Source organism: Pararhodonellum marinum (assembly GCF_015354735.1).
GTDB lineage: Bacteria > Bacteroidota > Bacteroidia > Cytophagales > Cyclobacteriaceae > Pararhodonellum > Pararhodonellum marinum.
This window is the reverse complement of the sequence record NZ_JACEFJ010000004.1, coordinates 1-22,133: the sequence shown is the minus strand read 5'-3', so window position 1 is coordinate 22,133 and position 22,133 is coordinate 1. Positions and strand designations below refer to the sequence as shown.

Here is a 22,133-nt window from a genome sequence, read left to right as displayed (position 1 = left end):
TTGAAGTAAAATGATATTCAGCTTATTCCTTCATTATGATGAGCTGCACCCTAAACATGAAATTACAATGCTTTTTTACCATTCAAAGAGAGATTTAAGTATTCTTAAAAAGGAATACGCACATTCAAGGCTATATTTCTTCCCATCTGGTGAATTCCAAATGGTCTGAACAGCGAAAGGTGGTCTAGATAAGTTTGATTCAAGAGGTTGGACCCACTGACATACACGTCCACAAAATTTGCCCCAAGTTTCAAACTTCCCCCCACATTGAGTCCCAAAAGATAATACCCAGGAGTAGGTTCCTCCAAAGGTGCTTCTCTATTTTGATCAAAGATGAGGGATCCTATCAGGCTGATGTAAGGCTGGCGAAATCCCTCCGATCCCTTCAGCCTAAAGTCAACACTTTGGTTCCAGCGGAAAGCGGGGATATAGGGTAAAAAAGTATTATCAGACCTTCGCTGCCCTATGACCATGCTGTAAGAAGTGTTGGCAGTTACCCATTTGGTAGCAGCAGGGTGAAAGTCCAACTCGATTTCACCGCCATACAACCTGGCATTGTCCTGCTCAAAAACCCAAACGTTCAAATCATCCATCATTTCTTCTGTGGGAGAGAAGAAAATATAATTGTTGATATGGTTGTAAAAAACTTCTCCCGATAGGGAAAAATCCTTTTGTCGGAACCTTATCCCAAAATCGGTCTGAACATTTTGTTCTCTTACAAAACCCACATCACCTCTTTCAAAACGACTCGTGCCAGGGTGCGGTCCATTGGAAAAAAGCTCCGCCAAGTCCGGAGCCCGGAATCCCTGGGCGACGTTAAATCTAAACCTCCATGCTGATGAGGGCCTAAAAGTCACTCCCCCACTCGTAGTTACGCCATCAAAGCTTCTTGTCAATTGCCTGTCAGATGGTTCTCCCGGTAAAATAAAACCATAATCAATAAGATGGGGTGCACTTGCATCTGCCACAACATTTCTGTAATCGTACCTTAAGCCTCCCTGAAAAACCCATCTGTCATTATTGTAATTGACAAGGGCATAAAAAGACCGATCATCTTTTGTTCCGTCAGGAATAAGTATTTCTTCTGCATTTTCATAATTGGTGTTTTGCAGGTAAAATCCTTGCAGTCCAAAAATAACTTCCAGTTCCGGGCTGAAATTCTTAAAATATTTTAAGTCGTATATAAAATTACTTTGCTGCAATCCCAAATCAACCTTATCAAAATCACCTTCAATCTCTTCCCGGAAATTTAGATGATACCCAAAGGTCGCTTTCAGTCGGTCTTCCCCTATAAAAACGTTGGTTTCGGAATTGATAAAATGATCGGTTACATCCTGAAATGGAAGTTGCATGTTACGGTCATTTCTGGAAGTTACCAATTCATCAAGTTCATCCTCTTCCAAAATTCCCAGTCTTTGCTGCAAATAAGTATAACGCAGACGGGTATCCCCCCACTTTTTTTGAAGTCCAACACCGGCTTTAAGATTTTGGGTGTTGAACCGTGTATTGCCTACCGTATTGCCATCCCCATCCAAATAATCGGCATGAGATTCCAATGCCCCTCTGACAGACCAAATCAGTCCGTCTTCGCTATGGCCTTTGATACCTGCTTCTGAACGACCACCCAAAGAATTCGAGTATCCCCTCAGGTTTAACTCTCCCTCAATTTCTCCTTTAGCCGCATCCCTTTCTTCGATCAGATGAATGGCTCCAGCCATAGCTCCAGATCCATAAATAATGGAAGCTGGGCCTTTTATCAATTCAATGGTGCTTATGCCTGTCTCAGTCAATCCCAATCCATGGTCGGCCCCCCATTGCTGGTTTTCAAACCTGCCTCCCTGGTACACTGAAAGTACCCTACTGAATGAAAGTCCTCTGATGACCGGTTTGCTGATTCCTGGGCCAAGAGAAATTTCGTTGACGCCGGGCGTTCTGGTCAATGCGCTCATCAGGCTGGGGGAAGGCATTTTCAATAAATCATCCCTTGCGATTTTTTCTATGGAGATGGGTGAACTTTCCTTGCTCATGATATGAGCTCCAGAAACAACTACTTCGTCTATGGTCGTGGTGGATTCTTCCAAAATCACCGTGATGACATTGCCCGATGCAGTAACATTGATGTCCATGATCTGGGTGGCATAACCAGCATATGAAAACTGAACTGTTATCTGTCGTTGAGGTAAATCCGTGATTGTAAAACTACCATCCATCCCAGTTACCACACCTCTGTTTAATGCAGGAACAAAAACCGTAACCCCAATCAAAGGCTCATCGGTTTGTCTATCTAAAACTTTTCCAGACAAAAGTCCACTTTGATCGGCCCAAGTGCCATTGGAAATCAGGGCAATAAATATTACCAAATAAAATTTCATAACTATTGTAAACGATGCTGATGTAGAATAAAAACAACGACTGTAAAGCCGATATATATGGATGAAATCAACCGCTCACCGGGGGCCCACGATGTTCGAATCCAAATAGAATTTCTTGAAAAATTGCATCTGATACTTCAGAAGTAAATGTAATATCCGTCACTCCAATCAATGAGGGAATAGACAATAGGCTGTCTTTATACAAGAATTGGGCATGGGAAATCAATTGGAGCAAAATCAATTCTGATTCAGAATGACCGTGATCGGGCAATTCTTTGTGATTGTCTGTAAGAATGGGGTGGGCGTGTGTGATGATTTGACCATTCTCCAGTTCATGCGAATGGGAAAACATGGTACCATTTGCTAACACACTTAACAGCAGAAATAAGCAAAGGTGGCTGAAAGTGGGCAATATGGCACGGATTTTTCCCAAGGCAGATTAGTTCAAATCTTTGAATTGTAAAAGTAATAAAAAATTTAATTTTGACATACCTTTTTATTTTTTATTTTAAATCGAAACATTTATTTAGATATGTCTAAATTTAAATTTCAGATTTTAGCCTTTATATTTACTGCATGGTTAATTTCCATTTCCGTCCCTCTAGCTATTTTGGTCCAAATGATCCAACTGCCCTTTTGGTGAAATTAAAATATCCTGAAAGCCAATGGGGAGAGGAACTTAGCCTTTATGCAAATGCCTTGGACGGATGGATTCATTTTGAAGTGGTGGACTTTTACGGGAATGAGTATATTATCAATCCAGAAAAAGTGAAAACTCCTTTAACCTTAGAGGAGGTGATTTTATTGATCGAATGTTTGGAGGTGGATCGGACAGGATCCCATGGTAACATGCAGGGGACATTGTACGGGATACCGGAGGCAGAAAGCCTAATTTATCCGGAATTAAAGCAGTACTTCGAGGAAAAAAGAAAGGGTTTTGGCTTAATTTAAAAGTCCAAAATGGTCTCGTAATTGAAACTTTGGATGTGGTTGCTTCTGAACCAATATTCATAAGTCTCAAACGAAATACAATCCTTTAATTCCATTCCCTGATGCTTCATGTTCCTGATGCTGCTTATTGGCAACCAACTCCTTAAGTCATTGGCCTGATCAATGGTGAGTTGCGCCAACTGCACCACCGGTTTGCCTTCGATCAATATGGGGATCAATTTTGTCATGTTTGTATTTTATTGCTATACAAATGAAAAAATAATATCTAAACTATTGATGAATAGTAAATTACCATTTTGTTAATAAATTTGACAAACACAAAATCTATGGAAGAAAAACACCTCAAATGGAGAACATTGTTTTAATCATTATCAGTTTGCTGATCGGTATATTTTTACAAGGGATAAAGGAAATTCCAAAAGACGCCTCCAAAAGTTTAAATGCGTATCTGATTTATGTGGTCCTTCCTGCTTTGGCACTTCTTTATCTGCCTAAAATTGATTTTGGGTTGGCCTACTTGTTACCGGTACTTTCTGCTTATTTGAGTTTCTTTCTTTCCTGGGTTTTATTTGCTTACCTCGGAAAGACTTTTTCATGGCCTAAATCCACTACAGGTTGCTTGATCATTACTGCTGGATTGGCGAATACCTCGTTTGTCGGTTTTCCAATTATCGATGCTTTGTATGGTGAAGAAGGCTTAAAGATTGCCCTATTGATTGATCAGGCAGGGTCATTTATCATTGTCAGCAGCCTTGCCATAGTGGTGGCTTCAATCTACGGGATAGAGAAAAAACGCAAAAGGGATATTGGAAAAAAGATAGTTACTTTTCCTCCATTTGCCTTTTTTGGCTTGGCGCTTATTTTGAATTTTTTAGGTTGGGAAGCAGAGGGTTCAATCATGAAAATTCTGGAAACATTCGCTAAAACCCTTACACCCATCGCACTGATTTCTGTCGGATTGCAAATCAAAATAGAGCCCAAGGCCATCAAGTCTGGTTTTCTCTGGATGGGCTTGGGCTATAAACTGCTCTTAATTCCAATGGTTGTTTATGTGATATATGCCAAAATTTTGAGTCAGGAAGGCTATTTTCTTAAGGTAACAGTAATGGAAAACGCCATGGCCCCGATGATTACAGGATCCATCATTGCCATTTCACACGACCTTAATCCTAGACTCGCCTCCCTTTTGGTGGGTGTGGGAATCCCCCTGTCTTTTTTTACGTTGTGGGCCTGGTACCTTTTCCTTGGCTAAGCTTAGTTTTCCTTGGAACTGGTATCTGGTTTGGTTGGTTTTGGCCTACCCAATACTCCTTTTAAAATATTTTTGACTTCGTCTGCGGCCTTGTCTTTGGTTTGTTCTACCAGCTTTTCAGCTTCTTTTTTGACACTGTCTTGAGCCACCTGACTTTTTCTTGTAAGTTCTTGTTTTAAACTGTCTTCTTTTGCCCTGAATTCATCAGTAACTTGTTGTTGCAGTTGCTGTTGTTCTGAAGACAATCTAGACCTCAATGCATTCGTCAACAAGGCTTCTATGCTATTTCCACCCGCCAAACCAATCGTTGGGTTTTGATACGTTCCTCCCAGGTTTAAAGAAACAGGGATAACAGTTGAAGCCCGGGCTCCATCACCTGAAAGGGTAGACAAAATGGCATTGGCTTGGCTACCGAATCTACCTGCCGGAACCTGCATATTGACCAAATAATTGATCCGCCCATCAAAGCCTGTGCTGCCTTGAATGTTGGCTTGATAATCCCAAAGCCTAACATCGAATGGTTTGACATTCAACATCCCGTTTTGAATTTCTACGTTGAGATTTAGGTCTTTGAAATTGAGGGTCTGCGAATCCTCAAGCCTGGTCATGGAGGTGATTCCCTTAATAATGGGACTGTCCTTCAAGGCGGCATCCAATACTTTGACCAAGCCTTTTCCATCCAAACTTGATAATACTGGCATCATGTCCTGTCCTAAAATTCCAGCAAGCGAAAAATTAGTGGTGAATTGTCCATTGACATGCTGCGCAATGGGCGCAAAGGCTTGAACCGTATTGAGAGATTTAAAAGCCTCTTGAATGCTCAAGGCCGTAAGACCCAATTTAAAATCAAAGGTGGGAGTGGTAATGTCTTGAGTATTGTAGTTTCCTTCAAGGGTAACAGTCCCTCCCATAGCTGACATGGCAGCATCTCTAAAAGTTAAGACTCCGTCCTTCAATAGTAAAGTACCTCTCGTGTTTTTTAAGACGAGTTTGTCATATAACACCTCATCGGCTTTTGCCGTCATGGTAAAATCAATGTTTCTAGGCAATTCAATGACTTGAAGGGGCTGATTTTCGGCAGGTGCACCAGAGTCAACCAACCACTCATTGACATCAAAACTGCTGGATTCGATATTTAAATTTCCCCTCAAAACTTCTTTATCTTCAAACAAATAAGGCATATAGTTACTTATGGCCCCAGTTGCTGTTACCGGACTCTTACCAAATCTTGCATCAAATTCAGTAAGGCTGACATTTTGGGGATTGAAATTACCGGTTGCTTTTCTGATGCGAATTCCCTGAGGTAAATCATTATCTGCATAATAGAAGTCATTGATACTGACCATTCCTTTGGTATCAAGCCTTTGGTATCTTTTGGCCTCCACATCTGCATAGCTGCCCTTGGAGGTAAGGTCCGCGAGTATTGCGCCTTCCATAATGACTTCATCCATTTTCATGATCTTGGCCATCTTACCCAAATCAAGTGATCCCTTAACTGCTCCATCCCAATTCAATGCTTTAAGATCAGCTACCTTCAGAAACCCTTCTATTTTTTCTCCTTCCAACTCAAACCCAAAGTCGGACAGGTTTACCACCAGATCATTCATGTTTCCAGTCGTATTTAAGATGTTTGCCCTAACATTCATTTTTTCTATCGGGGCGGGGTATTCACTACTTTTCACATATCCATTGGTTAAGGCCAATTTTGCATCCACCCTCGGGATAATGTTTGCTACACTATCATAGCGCCCCTTTGCAGAGGCATTGACATCCAACAAGCCCCGCAACTCAGTCCCTTGAATAGGGAATATTGACGTCAACTCCTCCAAATTCAGCTTGCCAATCAATTGGCCATCCATGTCATAGGTTCGCAAATTTTCCAACAATAGCCTTCCTGAAATAGGGTTGGAACCAAAGTTTAAATTGAATGTAGGTATGTTGACCTGTGTATCGTCTATATTTCCTGATTCGTTTTTCACCAAAAGGTCTAGGTTAATGTCGCTTACCGGCCTTGGTAGATCCGGATATTGGAACATCCCATCATTTACTTGAAGGGCAACCTGAAACGCCGGAAGTGTATTCTCTGTGTAGACACCCTTGACAAAACCAGAAAAATCCATATTTCCGTCAGTCCTTATGTCCCGAAAATTATCGGTATACATGCCTGGAATCAGAGATAGAAGACTTTTAAAAGTATTGTCCCTTCCATGAAAGTCAAGGTCAAATACAATATCTTCATCAGGCATACTTATAAATCCATCCATTTCAAAGAAAAAATCATTCAATCCAAAACTTCCGTCGCCAAAAGTGAACTGCATATTCTCCAAGTCTACATTAATCTTGGTATCGGCTGTAAAAAGCTTGTTGCTTAAATAGTTTACCCCTTCATAATCCATTCTCACCAAATTTGCTTTGGCATCAGCCGCTAAATCATACACGTCTGCAGAAAAATCTCCACTTCCCACCATAGAAACATCAGTTAAGCCTAAAAAAAACTGAAGTTGCCTATCGTCATAAACGAAATTCAGGTCATTGACTTCAATCAAATTGATCCCCAAATTAAAAGAAGAAACTTCAGATGCTTCCGGTTCATCCGAGGGGATGGCAATGTCATAATTGGCTTGCCCATCTTCAAGCACTTTGATAAAAATCTCTCCTCCATTCAGATGCAAACCAGTCAATTCCGGTTGATCCCCGAAGAGAATTGACCGAAGATTCAAGTCTACCTGAAGGGAATTGACATACATCAATGTATCATTTTCAAAAGGTTCATGTCCTTTGATCCCAAATTCTCTAATGGTAGTAGAAACGTTTGGAAATCTTTTGAAAACGCTTAAACTGATTTTATCGATGTCGTAAAAGACATCCGCGTTGACAGAAGAAGCTATTTCTTGGTTGACCCGAGCAATGATTTTGTCTTTGAAAAAAAACGGAATGGCTGCTAAGGCCACAATTAAAAATAAAAGTACGGACAGGATAATTATAACTGCCTTTTTCATAGAGATATAGTTTTGGCTTTCAATTTTTAGATTACTCAATTCTTTGCCTCCCTTTTTTCTTTAAAACCCTGCCATTAAGCCTGCCTTGGTCAGACAGACTTATTGAGGTGTTGGGCAAAGAAAATTTGGCTGATGGCAAAATTGCGCATATCCATATTCAATTTTAACAATTCCAATCGTTAATAAATTTAATACGGATTTAATATAGCACTTGATTCAGTTCCTTTATCTTATTGCAAATATCATCCCAATTAATGGTTCATCCTGATTTACATTTCAATAATGGGATAGGATGATATTTGTATAAAAAAAAGCCACAGATAACCAGCCATTGAACTTCTCCCTAGTTCTGACCATATCATCTGTGGCAAAAAAATCCCTGTAAAAAACTACAGTTACGATAATCGTATATCAAACAATGAACTCAACCAAAAAAAACCTAAACCTAAACACTACTTAATATTATACTGACAAAAGCTTGAAATGAAAATCACCTGCGCCTGGTAAGCTGTGTATGATCTCATTTCTGAGATGGTAGAATGCCTCCAATAAAAAGGCATTTTTTAGTTTTCCAGCATCTATGGCCTTAAATCCGGTGAATTCTATCAATCTTTTTACCCTGATTTTATCCAGTGGATCATCTCCACAGAAATAAGTCTCTTTAATCATTCCTAGATTGTCAGATTGGGGGTAATTCAAGCCCAAATTATTAAAGGCTTTAAAAATCTTCTTGTGCTTCGCTTTCTTCTGAATATAAGTCGTATTACAGCCTAATTCAGGGCAGTATTGGCCGTTGGTACAATCAATGATGATTTTATCCTTATTTTCTTTTTTCACCATACAATTGACCACTTGGGGCAGATGGTCATTTTCACAGCATAGCATCACAATTTCAGCTTTCTGTATGGCCTCGCAGTAGCTTACTACTTTACCGGTTTGGTTTCTGAGGATTTTCCATTCAAATAGATTGGAATCAAAATCCTCTCTCACTCCATATATTACATCAACTCCTCTTGAGGTTAGCCTATTTCCTAAGGCTATGGACAAATTAGTTCCGCCTAAAATTCCTACTATCATCTTCAAAACATTATGGTTATCGTTCAATTTTATTTACGAAATCAAAAATCCTTTTAGACTTTACTGGTGGTTATTTATTCTTTCAAATAAATGGTCTGGATTCTATCTAAATTCCATAAAGTTCTGAAAACTAAGCAAAAGTGATCATTTTACCAAATTATTTTTTGTGTTTTTTACGTTTGACAGAACGAATTACATTAATGAAAATATGAAATTCGAAAAAGTTGATTTAAAACATCAAGTTGATTTCCAAATATTTTTGAGTTCCTCCAACAATTCACCATGGATGGCACCATTGGTAGCGATGATTTCTCCTCCGAACAGGTAGTCTTTACCCCCCTTAAAATCAGTGATATGACCTCCTGCTTCCTGAACGATCAAAAGACCGGCCGCAACATCATATGGTTTCAAATTGTACTCAAAAAAACCATCCACTTTGCCGCTTGCCACATAACACAAATCCATGGCAGCACTTCCTAATCTTCTCAGTCCATGGGTTTTTTGCATCAGGCTTTTCATCACAGCGAGATAGCTATCAATTTTACCAAAACTTGAATAGGGGAAGCCTGTGGCCAACAGGCTGGAATTTAAATCTGGGGCTGGACTTACATAGATACGGTTTTGGTTACAATAAGCCCCATCTCCCTTCAAGGCATGGTAGCAGGCTCGGGTGTTGACCTCATAAACTACCCCAAGAATGATTTGATCCATATGCTGAAGGCCAATACTTACCGCGAAGATAGGTAGACCATGAATAAAATTGGTGGTACCATCCAATGGATCAATGATCCAATTAAATCGATCACTGACATCGCTCCTTGTTTCTTCTTCTGTAATAAAACCTGCCTCGGGAAGAATCTTTGAAAGTTGATCCACGATGATTTGCTCCGCTTCCTTGTCAACATAGGAAACCAGGTCATTGAAGCCTTTGTGTTCCACATTCCGCAGATCAAAATTTTTACGTTCGTTTTCAATAAAAAGACCGGCTTTAATAGCAACGGCCTTGGTTTCTTCCAGAATTTGTGGATAGTTCATGATTATGTTTTTCCTGATAGGGTCAATACTATTTCTCCTTTTATGGGATTTTCCTCATAATAGGCAATCAATTCATCAAGGGTGCCCCTGATATTTTCTTCGTAGATTTTAGTCAACTCACGGGAAACACAGGCCATCCTGTCCCCACCCATGGTCTCCTTAAACTGTAAAAGTGTTTTCATCAATCGATGGGGTGATTCATAAAAAACCATGGTCCTGTTTTCTTCTTTGAGGAAATCCAACCGGGTTTTTCTGCCTTTTTTGTGTGGCAAAAATCCTTCAAAAACGAACCGGTCGTTGGGCAATCCTGAGTTGACCAATGCTGGAACAAATGCAGTCGGACCTGGCAAACAATGAACGATCAGTCCGGCTTCCCTAGCGGCACGAACCAACAGAAACCCCGGGTCAGATATCCCCGGTGTACCTGCATCACTGACCAATGCCACCTGTTTGCCTTCCTTCATGGCACTTAGCCACTTCTCTACCGTTTTATGTTCATTGAAAATGTGGTAACTCTGAAGTGGACGCTGAATGTCCAAGTGTTTTAGCAACCTTCCTGTAGTGCGGGTATCCTCAGCCAACAAAATATCTGCGGATTTTAGTACCTCTATGGCTCGCAGGGTAATGTCCTGAAGGTTACCGATAGGAGTAGGGACCAAATATAGGTCAGGCTTCTCAGGTTCAACCGTTGACGTCATCCTTAAATGGCATCGATGGCTTTAGCCAGCTTACGGTCTTTTTCGGTGACTACGTTGCCAGCATCATGTGTAGTCAAGGCTATTTCTACACTATTGTATACGTTAGACCAATTGGGATGATGTTGCATCTCCTCAGCCAAAAAGGCAACTCGAGTCATGAAGGCAAAAGCTTCCTGAAAATTCTTAAACTCAAAGGTTTTCTTCAATTTATTGTCTTCTTCCTTCCACATGGTCTTTCTATTTATAATGAAATAATTCCTTCTATTTTGGCCGCTCTTTCATACACTGCCAGGATTGACTCGCTAGAGGGCATCATGGCTTTGATGGTTGCACTTACGTAAGTCCCTTTAGCTGACTGTTTCAAACTCATCTCGTTGTTGGGCAGGAGTTGTGACACCTCTTCTTCCTTACCTGTAGGAATAATGAATTTGAACATATACATGGCGGGGAAGCTCATTTGTTCTTCCAGTTTGGCCTTGAATGCCGCTTTGTCAAATGACTCTTTCATGATGGCTCAATTTAACTTTTTAACACTAGACATAAAAAAAAATTGGCAACTATAAAAAAACCCATCCTTAAATAAGAATGGGTCTTGTATAACTATTTTGACCTTAGGTCTAAAAGAACTTATAACGGTAGTCCTTTACTCCCGCTAGGTCTTCCAAGGCCATCATAACCATGTAAGCTGTTCGCTGGGAGCTGTTGGTAACCACTTGGCTTTGATAGCCTGAATAATCGCCAATTTCTCCGGCTTTGTTGATACTATTTAATTTGGCTACGATCACGCCTACATCTTCTTGAATAGGTTTGGAAATCTGACCCTCACTCAATCCGAATATTGCTCCAATTGCTCTAGGAGCAAATCCAATACCTGGTATCACGCTGGCACTTAATTTCAGATCGGGTGTGTTTGCCAAAGATGCGGATTCTTCAAATAGGCTTTTCATTTCCTCTAAGGAAGATTTTCCCTGCAATTGTTCGGCAATCTTGGCCGCTTTTTTATCCTTTCTTACCTGTTCCAATACCTGTGGTCTGACTTGATTCAGCGTGGCAGTACCTTCCTCCTCTTCGTTGGTCAATAAAGCCACCACATAGGCATTATCCAATTCAAACACCTGTGACACTTTCCCAACTGAAGCGTCTGTAAAAGCCCACCTCACAATTTCTCTGGCACCTGTTAGGTTATTAATGGATCTGGAATTTGGAGCCAGGCCAGTGCCTTGCTGGATGCGATATCCTTCCTTTTCAGCATTAGACCTGAATTCATTGGCATTACCTGAACTTGCTGCAAAGTAATCGGCATTTCTAAAAACATCATTTCTTGTAGCATCACTCGGGCCCAATTCCAATTCCACTGCAGCCAATTTATAGGCCCTCGATACGGGCAACTCAGTCACATTGATGATATGGTATCCATATTCTGTTTCAATTACCCTATTGATAATCCCCGTTGATTTGGCACCGTAAGCCGCTTCGGCAAACTCGTCCACAAAATCAGCTTTGGCAAACCAACCCAAATCTCCTCCCCTTTGGGCAGTTCCATCTTGGCCATACTGCTGTGCTGCAGCAACAAAATTTCCAGTTGAGATCACTTCATTCAGGATTTCCTCTGCTTGAAGTTTTACTTCTGCTTTGGCAGACTCAGAGTAACCTTCTGTTCCCAATAGAATGTGGCTTGCCCTCATCCTTGGCGTTCCATCAAAAATATTTGTTACTTTATAAGCTACATAACTGGATCTGTTGGTCAAGAAAGGTCCATACACTTGCCCAATTTCAGGATCCTCCACATTGGTTGAAAAGTCAACTGGCAAATTATCTCCCGGAAGAATGGTTCTGAATGGGTTTTGGCCTTCAGAATAACGAATCGCAAAAGTAGAGTCCTGATCCGTATTCCGAAATTCTTCCACCAAACGGTTAATTTCTTGGATCACCGCTGCTGAATCTTCGGCACTGGGATGAAGGTTGAAACTGATAAACTCCAGATCCCTGGAGCTACTTACTTTGAACTTTTCCTTGTTTTTGTTGATGTAGGCTTTTAGTTCATCATCAGTTACAGTAATGTCACCATCAGGAATTGCATAAAATGGGATAAAAAGGTGCTCTACATCAGCGGTACTGTTTTCAGCTTTGTACTCCAATCTACCTTCAGCACTTGTAGCATATTCAGATGTAGCCAATAAGTTGTCGTATTTGATTCTCATCCTCGCATCGGCAAACAGCTGTTCCTGTTGTGCCCACATGGCCCTCTGTTCAGGTCCGGCATTTTCAAGCGATTGTAGAAATCCAATCAATTGTTGCCTGTCGTATTCACCGGTTTCCGGATTGATCAATTGGTTTCTTAACTCGGCGATGATGTTTTTCCCTTGAACCATGTCCACCAATTCCGCTTCTGAAACTGTGAGTCCAAGTCTGTCATACTGCTCTTTAAATACCCGGTCAACGATCAAAGCCTGCCAGGCTTGTTCCCTCAGACTGTTTAATTCATTTTCTGAAGGGTTTCTTCCTGTATTTTGCTGAAATGAAAATTTGGATTGCTCAATGGCATTCACGTATTCTTCGTAGGTGACCTTTTCACCTGCTATCTCACCCACTACATTGGATTGACCACCCAAAAGGGTGGAATTGGGACTTAATATATCCCCTCCTACAAGGAAAAATATCAATCCTACCGCAATAACACCTATTGCAAGACCTGTTCTCTGTCTGATTTTTTTGATTAATGCCATTCTTCTAGTTTTTGAAGTGTCGCAAAATAATTACATCTAGCGCTAAATTCAAAATTATATCGCCTTCAATAAATTACTTGTTGGAATTGGTTGAGAAATTTATGTTAACTTTTACTGTATCGATGCGGTGTTCTTGTTTGGTCACCACCGTAAAGGTAAATGGACCATACTGGGCCACCTGCCCTTTCCTTGGGATGTCTTCTGTAATGGATAGGATAAAACCAGCCAAGGTTTCAAAGTCTCCAATCGGAAGGTCCCAATTGTATTTTTCATTGAGGTAATCAATCTCATGTCTTGCGCTCAGAAGATATTCCGTTTCAGAAATCCGCTGTTCCACCAAATCATCATTGTCATATTCATCCTCAATTTCACCAAAAATCTCTTCGATGATGTCTTCCATACTGACGATACCGCTTGTCCCTCCAAATTCATCCACCACCAAAGCAAGGCTTTTCCTCTCAGAAATGAATTGAACCAACAACTCATTGGCAAGGGCAGATTCGGGAACGATAATAATAGGAGTCAATATGTCTTCGATTTTTTTTGGTTTTTTGAAGAGTTCCAAATGATGACAGTATCCAATGACATCATCAATACTTTCTCTGTAAATGATGATTTTAGAATGTCCGCTTTCCAAAAACAATTCCTTTAATTCCTCTATACTGTCGTCAATATCTATCGCAACAATGTCTGTACGCGGCACCATACATTCCCTAACCCTGATGGTTTTAAACTCTACCGCATTGTCAAAGATTTTGGTATCCAAGTCAAGTACTTTTTCTTCACCTCCCTCAATAGTTAGATTTTCTTGAATAAAGCTATTGAGATCCGTGATTTTGAAAACAGGCTTGTCCTCATTATAATCCAATCGCAATATCTTGGTGATAAAGAACCTTGACATATTCACAATCAACCATACAATAGGATATAAAATTGCATAGATCCCCATAAAGGGTACAGCGAAGAAAGCCAAAAGACTATTTGGATTAAGCATGAAAATGCTCTTGGGAATAAATTCGGCTGTTAATAAGACCACAAAAGTGGAAATAAGGGTTTGAATAATCAGTACGCTGGCTTGACTATTGAATTGGTCTGGAAGGGACCATTGTATGAATGGTTCCAAAAGAAAGGCCATGAAGGTACCATATATCACCAAAGAAACTGTGTTTCCCAACAATGTAGTTCCAATAAAATGGCCAGGATTTTTGACAAATATGGATAAAATTCGGGCTGAAAATGCACCCTGTTTGTTCTGAAGCTCGATCTGTAATCGATTTGCAGAAATAAAGGCAATCTCCATCCCAGAGAAAAGAGCCGACAGCATCAGTGCAGCAATAACCAAAATAAAGTAACTTATCTCCATTATCGCTTCATTTTAGGTTGTTTCTTTTTCTGATTAGGGCCATTCTGTTTTTTCGGTTTGGCAGATTTATTCCGATATTGATACCAAAACAAAACTGCCACAGCAAACATCAATAACGGATATGCCACCATGATCCCTTGGCTGATTGTCAAGTGTGCCCCGACCACGAATAAGGCCGCAGATAAAAACAACAGAATGATGTTGGCAATTTTCATACTTACAAATCTTCTCCCGGCAAAGGAATTCTGCTGTCCACTATTTTAAATACTTTATAATTGGAGAAATTCTGATCGGCTTCCATACCGGTTCCGTTGATGATTCTTCCCCTTTCTTCCACCGTAACAAATTTATCTGTATAAATACGCTCTTTGCCAGGATCCCAAAATAATTCTTCTGAGGAAAGTTTTTGGTTTTTGATCAGATTATGAACTCGGACATCCCCTTCTCCCCTATATTCATTGGTTTTTCTGGTGTAGAATCCCCGATCTGCTCTAATGGTCGTACTAAGCTGCCCATCAGGTTCAAAAAAATGAATCAGAATCCCCTCTGGAAATTCCATGTCTTCATTCTCAAATTGTAGCTGCTTGTCAGCTGTAAGCTTGGTCCGAACGATGGCCGAATCGCTGTGAAACAATTCTATATTGTAGCTGACCCTCATCGGACCTTCATAGTTAGCAAGTTGACTTGTGTCCACATCTTCTCTGCAAGCAAAGAACAAGAACAAAATGACAAATAGCCAAGATGAATAAATTAAATGACCTGATTTTATCATGTCGGTACTAAATGCCTTAAATCACGGCAGACCTCAAATGGGTTTAAGCTGCAAAGATAACTACAATTTATGAAATGTCCCCATGCAGATCAAATCATAAAAAAAACGGACCGAGGCCCGTTTTTGACTGTTATTATTTAGACAATTTTAATCCCTTGTTGCCAAAGTAACGTTTTCTGCTATCCAACAACCGGTATTCAGGGTGTCACCTACTTGGTATCCTTCGGTAAACAATTCCTCTTTGGAAGGGAATCTAGAACGGGCGTTTGACATGCCAGAGTTATCTCCTGCCCTTCTAAAGGCATCATAAGCAGCAATATAGATGGAATAATCTTTTACTCTGGATTGTCCTTGTCGGCAATCGTTGGTTGAAGACATATATAAGCCTCCAATCAATGACCAAGCTGTACCTGCATTCTCAGAATTGAGTTCAGCTGCAGTCCTTGCGGCTGTTCTAGCTGCACCTTTTCTTCCGAGATTGGCATGTACTTTTGCCAAATCAAGATGGACTTCACTCTTCTGAGCGTCATCTTTGGCTAATGTCAAAGCTTTTTCCAAAATGGGTTGTGCCTTTTCATACTCTTTGTTTTGCATGTAACGAATTGCCCTTACTTGAGAAGTCGAAAATGTAGGGTCTTCGTTATCTATAATCTCCAAGGCCGATAAAAACGCAGGTGATGAAGTACATTTATATTTCAGGGAATATTGAAATACCTGTTGGGCCATTTTCATATTGGTAGGGTCTTCCCTTAATTTGGTTCCCAAAGTATTTTCAATGAAATCACAGTCTATCAATTCCATGGCGACCAACAATGCCTCTACATTTGATTTGGGTGTGGAAACATCCTGTCCAGACTCCTCTGCTTTATCCAACAAATCATTGATTTTGGTATGAATCTCCAAAACTTCTTCTGGTTGATACCCCTTGTTTAATAAAAAATGCCTTCTGACCAAATCAAAATAAGCAGCGGTCTGATTGGGGGAGATGGTCCCATGGATTTCGAATGCTTTATTGTAGTTTTCCAAAGCCTCCGCTAACTTGGTTTTATCATCCTTATAGAATTTATAACCATAATAGGCTTTATTTTCTATCCATTTTTCCTGATTTTCATACAGCTCTTCCCTTTTTTCGTAGATGGAAAATATCGAATCATGATAAACTCTTTGCTTGGTTTTATCATCCACTTCTTCAGCTGCACCTTCATAAATTTTGACCCCATTGATATACAATGACTCATTGAGATTCGGTGCATTTTGGTAAAGCCAGTGAAGCGGCTTGGTAGCAGCGATAAACTGCTCTGCCTTCATGTAATCTGTATAGGCTGCATTGTACTCTCTGGCTCTGGCCTCCATCTGAGGATCCTCAGGCCATTTCCAATTATCCTGGGCTTGGGTGACGCCAAGAATTGCGAAGGATAACAATCCTAGTAATGTAATTTTTGCTTTCATCTTCGTGTAAGTTATTCAAATACTCGTTTATAAAACCATGTGTTGTCATTGATGGAGAAGCCGAGTGAAATTCTGAAATAATCCTCTCTAACTAAACCATTTTCTCTTGTTCCACGTGTTCCCAATTTTACAGCCACATTCATGAGTGATAAGTTGTTCACAGGAACGGAAGCTCCAAAATTGATGCCAATATCATTAACCTGTGTTCCATTCACAGAGTAAGGGGTCTGGATATATTCTAGGCCCAATCTGTACCTTGTTCTAGCAAGAATATTATCTATAGAAAACAGATCCGGTATGTATTGGCCTCCCAAACCTACCTTGAAGGCCTGGCCTAATTGCTCTGATCCTCCCTCAATATTTCTAAACGACGTAAAATCCTGTTGCTGAGCTTCTAGACCGATTACAAATTTATTGATTTTTTCGTAAGATATCCCAAAACCTGCTTTATTAGGTATAAAAATTGTCCTTTTTTCATTGTCAATCAAAATATCACCGGGCCTGGTCGGGTTGCTTGCATTGCCAAAATCTGCAATTTTTGCATAAGCATTACCATTTATGTCTCCATACATTTGATAAATGGCTCCTATATTCAAATAAGATTGATCCTTCAGTTTTCCTGAATAATATAAGCCTGTTTTGAAGGTGATGTCACTTACGGTGAATCGTTCAAAATATTCAGAGATTGACCCCGTCGGAAACCCCTCTGGGTCTAGTAGTGTCAATTGGTTGGTTCTGATGGTTGAACCAAACAAGTATCCTCCGTGGAATCCAAGGCTTAGGTTTTTCATCACCTGTATACCGGATGTAAGGTAAGCCTCCGTAATCCCTCCTTCCCCCTCCACCCGATTAACGGAATTTAATTCGGAATTTTCTACATTGCCCAACAGAGAGAAACTGTAATTGACTGAAGTAAGCGGGGTAAGGCCTAATCCCAAACTCCATTTCCCTGCTTGAACCGGCAGAGACATGGCCACATAATTGAGCCCTCCACCATCCACAAGTGCTCTGGAATTTGTAGTGGATGCATTGATTCTTTGATAATTGAGGGCGGTCTGAAAATTAAATATTGCATTCTTTACCGTCAAGGCAGGATTGACATGGTTTATGTTATAAAGATCACCAAAGCTTATTCCTAAACCTCCCATACCTTGGTTGTGGGTAAAGCCGGAGTAATCAAATTCACCCAAGCCCAATACACTGTATGTAGATGTGCTTGTTTGAGAAAAACCGCTCTGATATATCAATAAGCCTAAGAAAATGGCAAGAAATCGTACTTTGTTTGTTATGGACATTGTAAGTTTAATGTTCTATTCAGCCCAAGCAGGTCCGAATTAGGGAGTACAAATATGAGGTCTTTTGTTAAGGTTTCAAAGAATTTTGAAACCACTCCTCAAAATGATACTTGACCTTCCTGCTTTTTTTCACCCCATCTGATCCATTTTTCTTCAGGAAGAATCGCTCAAAGGGAAATTCTAAATTAGGTAAATTAAAAAGTGTCCTAATCTTCACATTAATAATTTTAACTTTAAGCCTTCCTATTTAACAAAATTTAACCTCAAATGTCTCGAAACAGCTATCAAATGCTCGGCCTTATGTCGGGCACATCCGGAGATGGCCTTGATATGGCCTGTTGTGAATTCAACTTTGGCAGCCATTGGTCCCATCGCTTGATCAAATCCAAAACCTCCCTATTCCCTGAAAAATTAGGAGAAAAACTTAACCAAGCGCATGTGCTTAACGGAGCGGATTTGGCTATTTTGGACCGGGATTTTGGAAAATGGATGGGTGAGCAAGTTCATTACTTTTGCACATCCGAAAGCCTGAACCCTTTGGCTATAGCTTCTCACGGACATACGGTATTTCACCAGCCTCAAAACAGAACAAGTCTTCAGATAGGCAATGGTTGGGACATGCTCATTGCAAGTGGCATTCCGGTTATCAATGATTTCAGAAATTTGGACATCGCACTAGGTGGCCAAGGGGCCCCTTTGGTTCCCGTAGGAGACCGGTTGCTTTTTGCAGACATGGACTTTTGCCTTAACCTAGGGGGCATTTGTAACATCAGCATGGAGGTATCGGGAGAAAGAAAAGCGTTTGATATCTGTCCTTTTAACCTTTTGCTCAATCGTGTTATCCAAAAAATTGGTTTACCATTTGATGACGGAGGAAAGTTGGCTAGATCAGGAAAATTAATCCCTGAATTTTTGAAAGCTTTGGACAGTGTTCCTTTTTACACACAAAAAGGAGCCAAATCCTTGGGAAGAGAAGACCTCGAAAAGGATTTTTTCCCTTTATTGAATAACCTTAATGACCCTGAAGAGGATATTTTGTTCACTATAGTCAATCACTACGCCGGACAAATTTCCAATGTAATTCTTTCCCACCTGAACGGTTCGGAGAGTAAAAAACTGTTAGCAACAGGAGGCGGAGCCTATCATCGGTTTTTTATGGAATCCTTGGCCCAAAATCTGAAAGGAAAGGTAACCATAGTCGATGCATCTCCTGAGCTGATCGAGTTTAAGGAAGCAATTGTGTTTGCTTTTTTGGGGGTTTTGCGATTACGGGGAGAAAACAATTGCCTGGCATCTGTAACTGGAGCAAAAAGAGACAGTTGCGGAGGAACAATGTATGGACTAGGAGAAAATATGACCTTAGAGGTTTCACATTCAGGCCCGATCAAATCCCATTAATTTTACTATTTTTGCCTTTTAATAAACCCAAATGTAAATATATGAAAGAATTGTTGAAGAAATTTGAGAATAAACAGCCTGAAATCGTTTTTGAATGGAGTGACAGTGAGTCGGAGGCAGAAGGTTGGGTGGTTATCAATTCGCTCAGAGGAGGTGCTGCTGGCGGAGGTACGCGGATGAGAAAAGGGCTGGATAAGCGCGAGGTAGAATCCTTGGCCAAGACCATGGAAGTGAAGTTTACCGTTTCCGGTCCTCCAATTGGAGGTGCCAAATCAGGAATCAATTTTGATCCTAACGATCCCAGAAAAGATGCAGTCTTAAAAAGGTGGTACAGAGCAGTGATGCCATTGCTCAAAAACTATTATGGAACCGGAGGCGACCTTAACATTGACGAAATCTATGAAGTCATTCCAATCACTGAATCTTATGGCCTTTGGCATCCTCAAGAGGGGATCGTCAACGGACATTTTCATGCTACTGAACCCCAGAAAATCCGAAAAATAGGTCAATTGCGTCAAGGGGTTTCCAAAGTGCTTGAAGATCCACTTTACACTCCCAATGGTCCAAAAAAGTATACAGTTGCGGATATGATCACTGGATTTGGAGTCGCGGAAGCAGTGAAGCATTATTACAAGATATGGGGAGGTAAAATAAGAGGAAAGAAAGCCATCATTCAAGGTTGGGGAAATGTGGGTTCAGCTGCCGCCTGCTTTTTGGCAGTAGAGGGTGTAAAGGTGGTGGGAATAATCGACCGAGAAGGCGGGCTCATCAAGGAAGAGGGCTTTACTTTGGATGAAGTACGTAATCTGTTTCTGAACCGAGAAAGTAATCTTTTAGTCGCAGATCAGGTCATTCCCTTTGAAGAAGTCGATGCAAGGATTTGGGATATTCAACATGAGATTTTCATTCCTGCTGCAGCCTCAAGGTTGATCAATAAAGATCAGGTAGAGAGAATGTGTCAGTCAGGCCTCGAGGTAATTTCCTGCGGCGCCAATGTCCCCTTCAATGATCCCGAAATATTTTTTGGTCCCACTGGCGTTTACGCCGATGAAAAGGTGTCTATTATTCCCGATTTTGTCGCCAATTGTGGCATGGCAAGGGTCTTTGCCCATTTGATGTCCAACAAAGCCGAGCTTACGGATGATGCTATCTTCAAAGATGTCAGCCGAACCATTGCCAAAGCGTTGAAAAAAACACACGAGATAAATCCCCAAAAAACCCGATTGGCGCAAAGTTCTTTTGAGATTGCATTGAAACAATTGATATAGCAGATTGTCTTCATCTGTTGGATGGTCTTGATTTACAATCGTTTTCATCCAACAGATGGATTTTTTTAGTGTAATTCTCCCTGAAATAGGTATTTAACCAAAATTTATTTCTTAAATTCCTGCTTGACTAGGACTTTTCTTAAAGCCCAGTACTTCTTACCGCCGAGAAAAATAGCCAAAAAATTCAGGATGAAATACTTTCTTTTCGCTTTTATACTTTTTGTTGGTATGGGGGTATTCTCGTATATCCCCAAAGTTCAAGCCCATCAAGAAAAGCAATTGGCATTTCAAAATCCTACAGGCCAGCATGCTGAGGTTGGTGTACCCCCTTTGGAACTGGATGATCATGGAGAACATCATGCTGTGGCCCCTGGATGGTTGGTTATCCCCTTTGTTGTTCTTTTGCTGATGATTGCTACGGGTCCGTTGTTTTATGAACATTTCTGGCACCATCATTATCCCAAAATCGCCGTTGGACTAGCTGTCATTGTTGTTTTGTTTTACCTTTTTGTGCTGCACAACGTACATGCTCCCGTTCATGCTCTGGCGGAGTATGTACAGTTTATTGCATTGCTGGCTTCCCTGTACATTGCCTCAGGAGGGATTTTAATAGAAATTGACAAAGAATCCACCCCAATGGCCAATGTCGGCTTACTTATGGTAGGGGCTTTGATTTCCAATTTGATAGGGACAACTGGTGCATCCATGTTATTGATTCGCCCTTTTATCCGTTTAAATGGCCACAACATACAGGCCTATCACATCATCTTTTTCATCTTTATGGTCAGTAATATCGGTGGATCTCTAACACCAATAGGGGATCCCCCTCTGTTTTTGGGTTTCCTCAAAGGCATCCCGTTTTTCTGGACCTTGGAGTACAATTGGCCAGCATGGTTACTGGCCCTCATCATCTTGTCCATCATTTTTTACTTTATTGATCAGCGGTTTGGCCGGGCCAATGACCATGAAATGATAGAAGAGGTGAAATTCACCAACAAATTTTCCATGATTGGAAGTAAAAACTTTCTTTGGCTGCTGGTCATAATATGTTCTGTATTCTTGGATCCCAATGTCATCGAATGGGTACCTGCTATTCATTACGACGGCCAAAAGTTTTCGTTCCTAAGGGAAATCATCATGCTTTCAGTGGCTTACCTTTCTTTCCGGTTTGCAGATAAAAAAGCCCTTTCAGGCAATGAATTCAACTTCGAACCCATCAGGGAAGTGGCATTTATTTTTGTGGGCATTTTTGGTACCATGATGCCTGCCTTGGAGTTGGTGGGGAATTTTGCCAAGTCTCCCGAAGGTGCTGCATTGATTACCCACAATACTTTGTATTGGGGAACAGGGGTACTTTCTGGATTTCTGGACAATGCCCCAACCTACCTGAATTTTCTAGCCGCGGCCATGGGGTCCCAAGGGGCAGACATCAATAACGTAGAGAGTGTCCGCAATTTTGCCCTAAACAATTATGAAGA

Annotated in this window: 19 protein-coding genes; 5 read left to right on the top strand and 14 right to left on the bottom strand. The window is 40.7% G+C overall.

What is annotated here, in order from left to right; all coding sequences use genetic code 11:
* Positions 1–104 precede the first annotated feature (104 nt).
* Positions 105–2,372 (bottom strand): TonB-dependent receptor, encoded by a 2,268-nt coding sequence (locus H1A14_RS09370; RefSeq protein ID WP_194775997.1) that lies wholly within the window; start codon positions 2,370–2,372, stop codon positions 105–107.
* Between the two features lie 67 nt (positions 2,373–2,439).
* Positions 2,440–2,805 carry a hypothetical protein gene (locus H1A14_RS09365; RefSeq protein ID WP_228527706.1) on the bottom strand — a complete coding sequence of 122 codons (366 nt, stop codon included), beginning with the start codon at positions 2,803–2,805 and terminating at the stop codon, positions 2,440–2,442.
* 206 nt (positions 2,806–3,011) lie between these two features.
* Here H1A14_RS09365 and H1A14_RS09360 point away from each other — a divergent pair, with 206 nt between their 5' ends.
* Positions 3,012–3,323, top strand: a complete 312-nt coding sequence (locus H1A14_RS09360; RefSeq protein WP_317174867.1) for a UDP-glucuronosyltransferase — start codon at positions 3,012–3,014, stop codon at positions 3,321–3,323.
* On the opposite strand, the gene H1A14_RS09355 is transcribed toward H1A14_RS09360, so the two are convergent.
* Entirely contained in the window at positions 3,320–3,550 is a 231-nt protein-coding gene (locus H1A14_RS09355; protein WP_194775995.1) for a hypothetical protein, read from the bottom strand. The two genes, H1A14_RS09360 and H1A14_RS09355, sit on opposite strands and share 4 nt — an antisense overlap.
* Positions 3,551–3,669: 119 nt before the next feature.
* Between H1A14_RS09355 and H1A14_RS09350 the strand changes: the two genes are divergently transcribed.
* Positions 3,670–4,575, top strand: coding sequence for an AEC family transporter (locus tag H1A14_RS09350; RefSeq protein WP_194775994.1), 906 nt, complete (start codon positions 3,670–3,672; stop codon positions 4,573–4,575).
* A gap of 2 nt (positions 4,576–4,577) precedes the next feature.
* Here the strand turns inward: H1A14_RS09350 and H1A14_RS09345 are convergent, their stop codons facing one another.
* The 11 genes from H1A14_RS09345 to H1A14_RS09295 form a co-directional block, all read right to left on the bottom strand.
* Positions 4,578–7,574, bottom strand: coding sequence for an AsmA-like C-terminal region-containing protein (locus H1A14_RS09345; RefSeq protein ID WP_194775993.1), 2,997 nt, complete (start codon positions 7,572–7,574; stop codon positions 4,578–4,580).
* 462 nt (positions 7,575–8,036) lie between these two features.
* The gene (locus H1A14_RS09340) at positions 8,037–8,651 is read right to left on the bottom strand and encodes an NADPH-dependent F420 reductase (RefSeq protein WP_194775992.1); all 615 of its coding nucleotides are present in this window, start codon (positions 8,649–8,651) and stop codon (positions 8,037–8,039) included.
* 237 nt (positions 8,652–8,888) lie between these two features.
* The gene (locus H1A14_RS09335) at positions 8,889–9,686 is read right to left on the bottom strand and encodes an inositol monophosphatase family protein (protein WP_194775991.1); all 798 of its coding nucleotides are present in this window, start codon (positions 9,684–9,686) and stop codon (positions 8,889–8,891) included.
* Between the two features lie 2 nt (positions 9,687–9,688).
* Complete coding sequence (rsmI, locus tag H1A14_RS09330; protein ID WP_194775990.1) at positions 9,689–10,384, bottom strand: 16S rRNA (cytidine(1402)-2'-O)-methyltransferase; 696 nt, start codon at positions 10,382–10,384, stop codon at positions 9,689–9,691.
* Between the two features lie 2 nt (positions 10,385–10,386).
* Entirely contained in the window at positions 10,387–10,614 is a 228-nt protein-coding gene (locus H1A14_RS09325) for a 4a-hydroxytetrahydrobiopterin dehydratase (protein WP_194775989.1), read from the bottom strand.
* Between the two features lie 11 nt (positions 10,615–10,625).
* Positions 10,626–10,892 carry a DUF493 family protein gene (locus tag H1A14_RS09320; RefSeq protein ID WP_194775988.1) on the bottom strand — a complete coding sequence of 89 codons (267 nt, stop codon included), beginning with the start codon at positions 10,890–10,892 and terminating at the stop codon, positions 10,626–10,628.
* A gap of 109 nt (positions 10,893–11,001) precedes the next feature.
* Complete coding sequence (locus H1A14_RS09315; RefSeq protein ID WP_194775987.1) at positions 11,002–13,110, bottom strand: peptidylprolyl isomerase; 2,109 nt, start codon at positions 13,108–13,110, stop codon at positions 11,002–11,004.
* 73 nt (positions 13,111–13,183) lie between these two features.
* Positions 13,184–14,473, bottom strand: a complete 1,290-nt coding sequence (locus H1A14_RS09310; protein WP_194775986.1) for a hemolysin family protein — start codon at positions 14,471–14,473, stop codon at positions 13,184–13,186.
* A gap of 217 nt (positions 14,474–14,690) precedes the next feature.
* Entirely contained in the window at positions 14,691–15,245 is a 555-nt protein-coding gene (gene lptC, locus H1A14_RS09305) for an LPS export ABC transporter periplasmic protein LptC (RefSeq protein WP_194775985.1), read from the bottom strand.
* A 147-nt stretch (positions 15,246–15,392) separates the two neighbouring features.
* Positions 15,393–16,694, bottom strand: a complete 1,302-nt coding sequence (locus tag H1A14_RS09300) for a tetratricopeptide repeat protein (RefSeq protein ID WP_194775984.1) — start codon at positions 16,692–16,694, stop codon at positions 15,393–15,395.
* 11 nt (positions 16,695–16,705) lie between these two features.
* Complete coding sequence (locus H1A14_RS09295) at positions 16,706–17,989, bottom strand: hypothetical protein (protein ID WP_194775983.1); 1,284 nt, start codon at positions 17,987–17,989, stop codon at positions 16,706–16,708.
* Between the two features lie 267 nt (positions 17,990–18,256).
* On the opposite strand from H1A14_RS09295, the gene H1A14_RS09290 reads away from it, so the two are divergent.
* The 3 genes from H1A14_RS09290 to H1A14_RS09280 all read left to right on the top strand — a co-directional run.
* Entirely contained in the window at positions 18,257–19,387 is a 1,131-nt protein-coding gene (locus H1A14_RS09290) for an anhydro-N-acetylmuramic acid kinase (RefSeq protein ID WP_194775982.1), read from the top strand.
* A 41-nt stretch (positions 19,388–19,428) separates the two neighbouring features.
* Entirely contained in the window at positions 19,429–20,655 is a 1,227-nt protein-coding gene (locus H1A14_RS09285) for a Glu/Leu/Phe/Val dehydrogenase dimerization domain-containing protein (RefSeq protein ID WP_194775981.1), read from the top strand.
* 189 nt (positions 20,656–20,844) lie between these two features.
* A partial coding sequence (locus H1A14_RS09280) for a sodium:proton antiporter (protein ID WP_194775980.1) occupies positions 20,845–22,133 on the top strand: 1,289 nt, incomplete at its 3' end.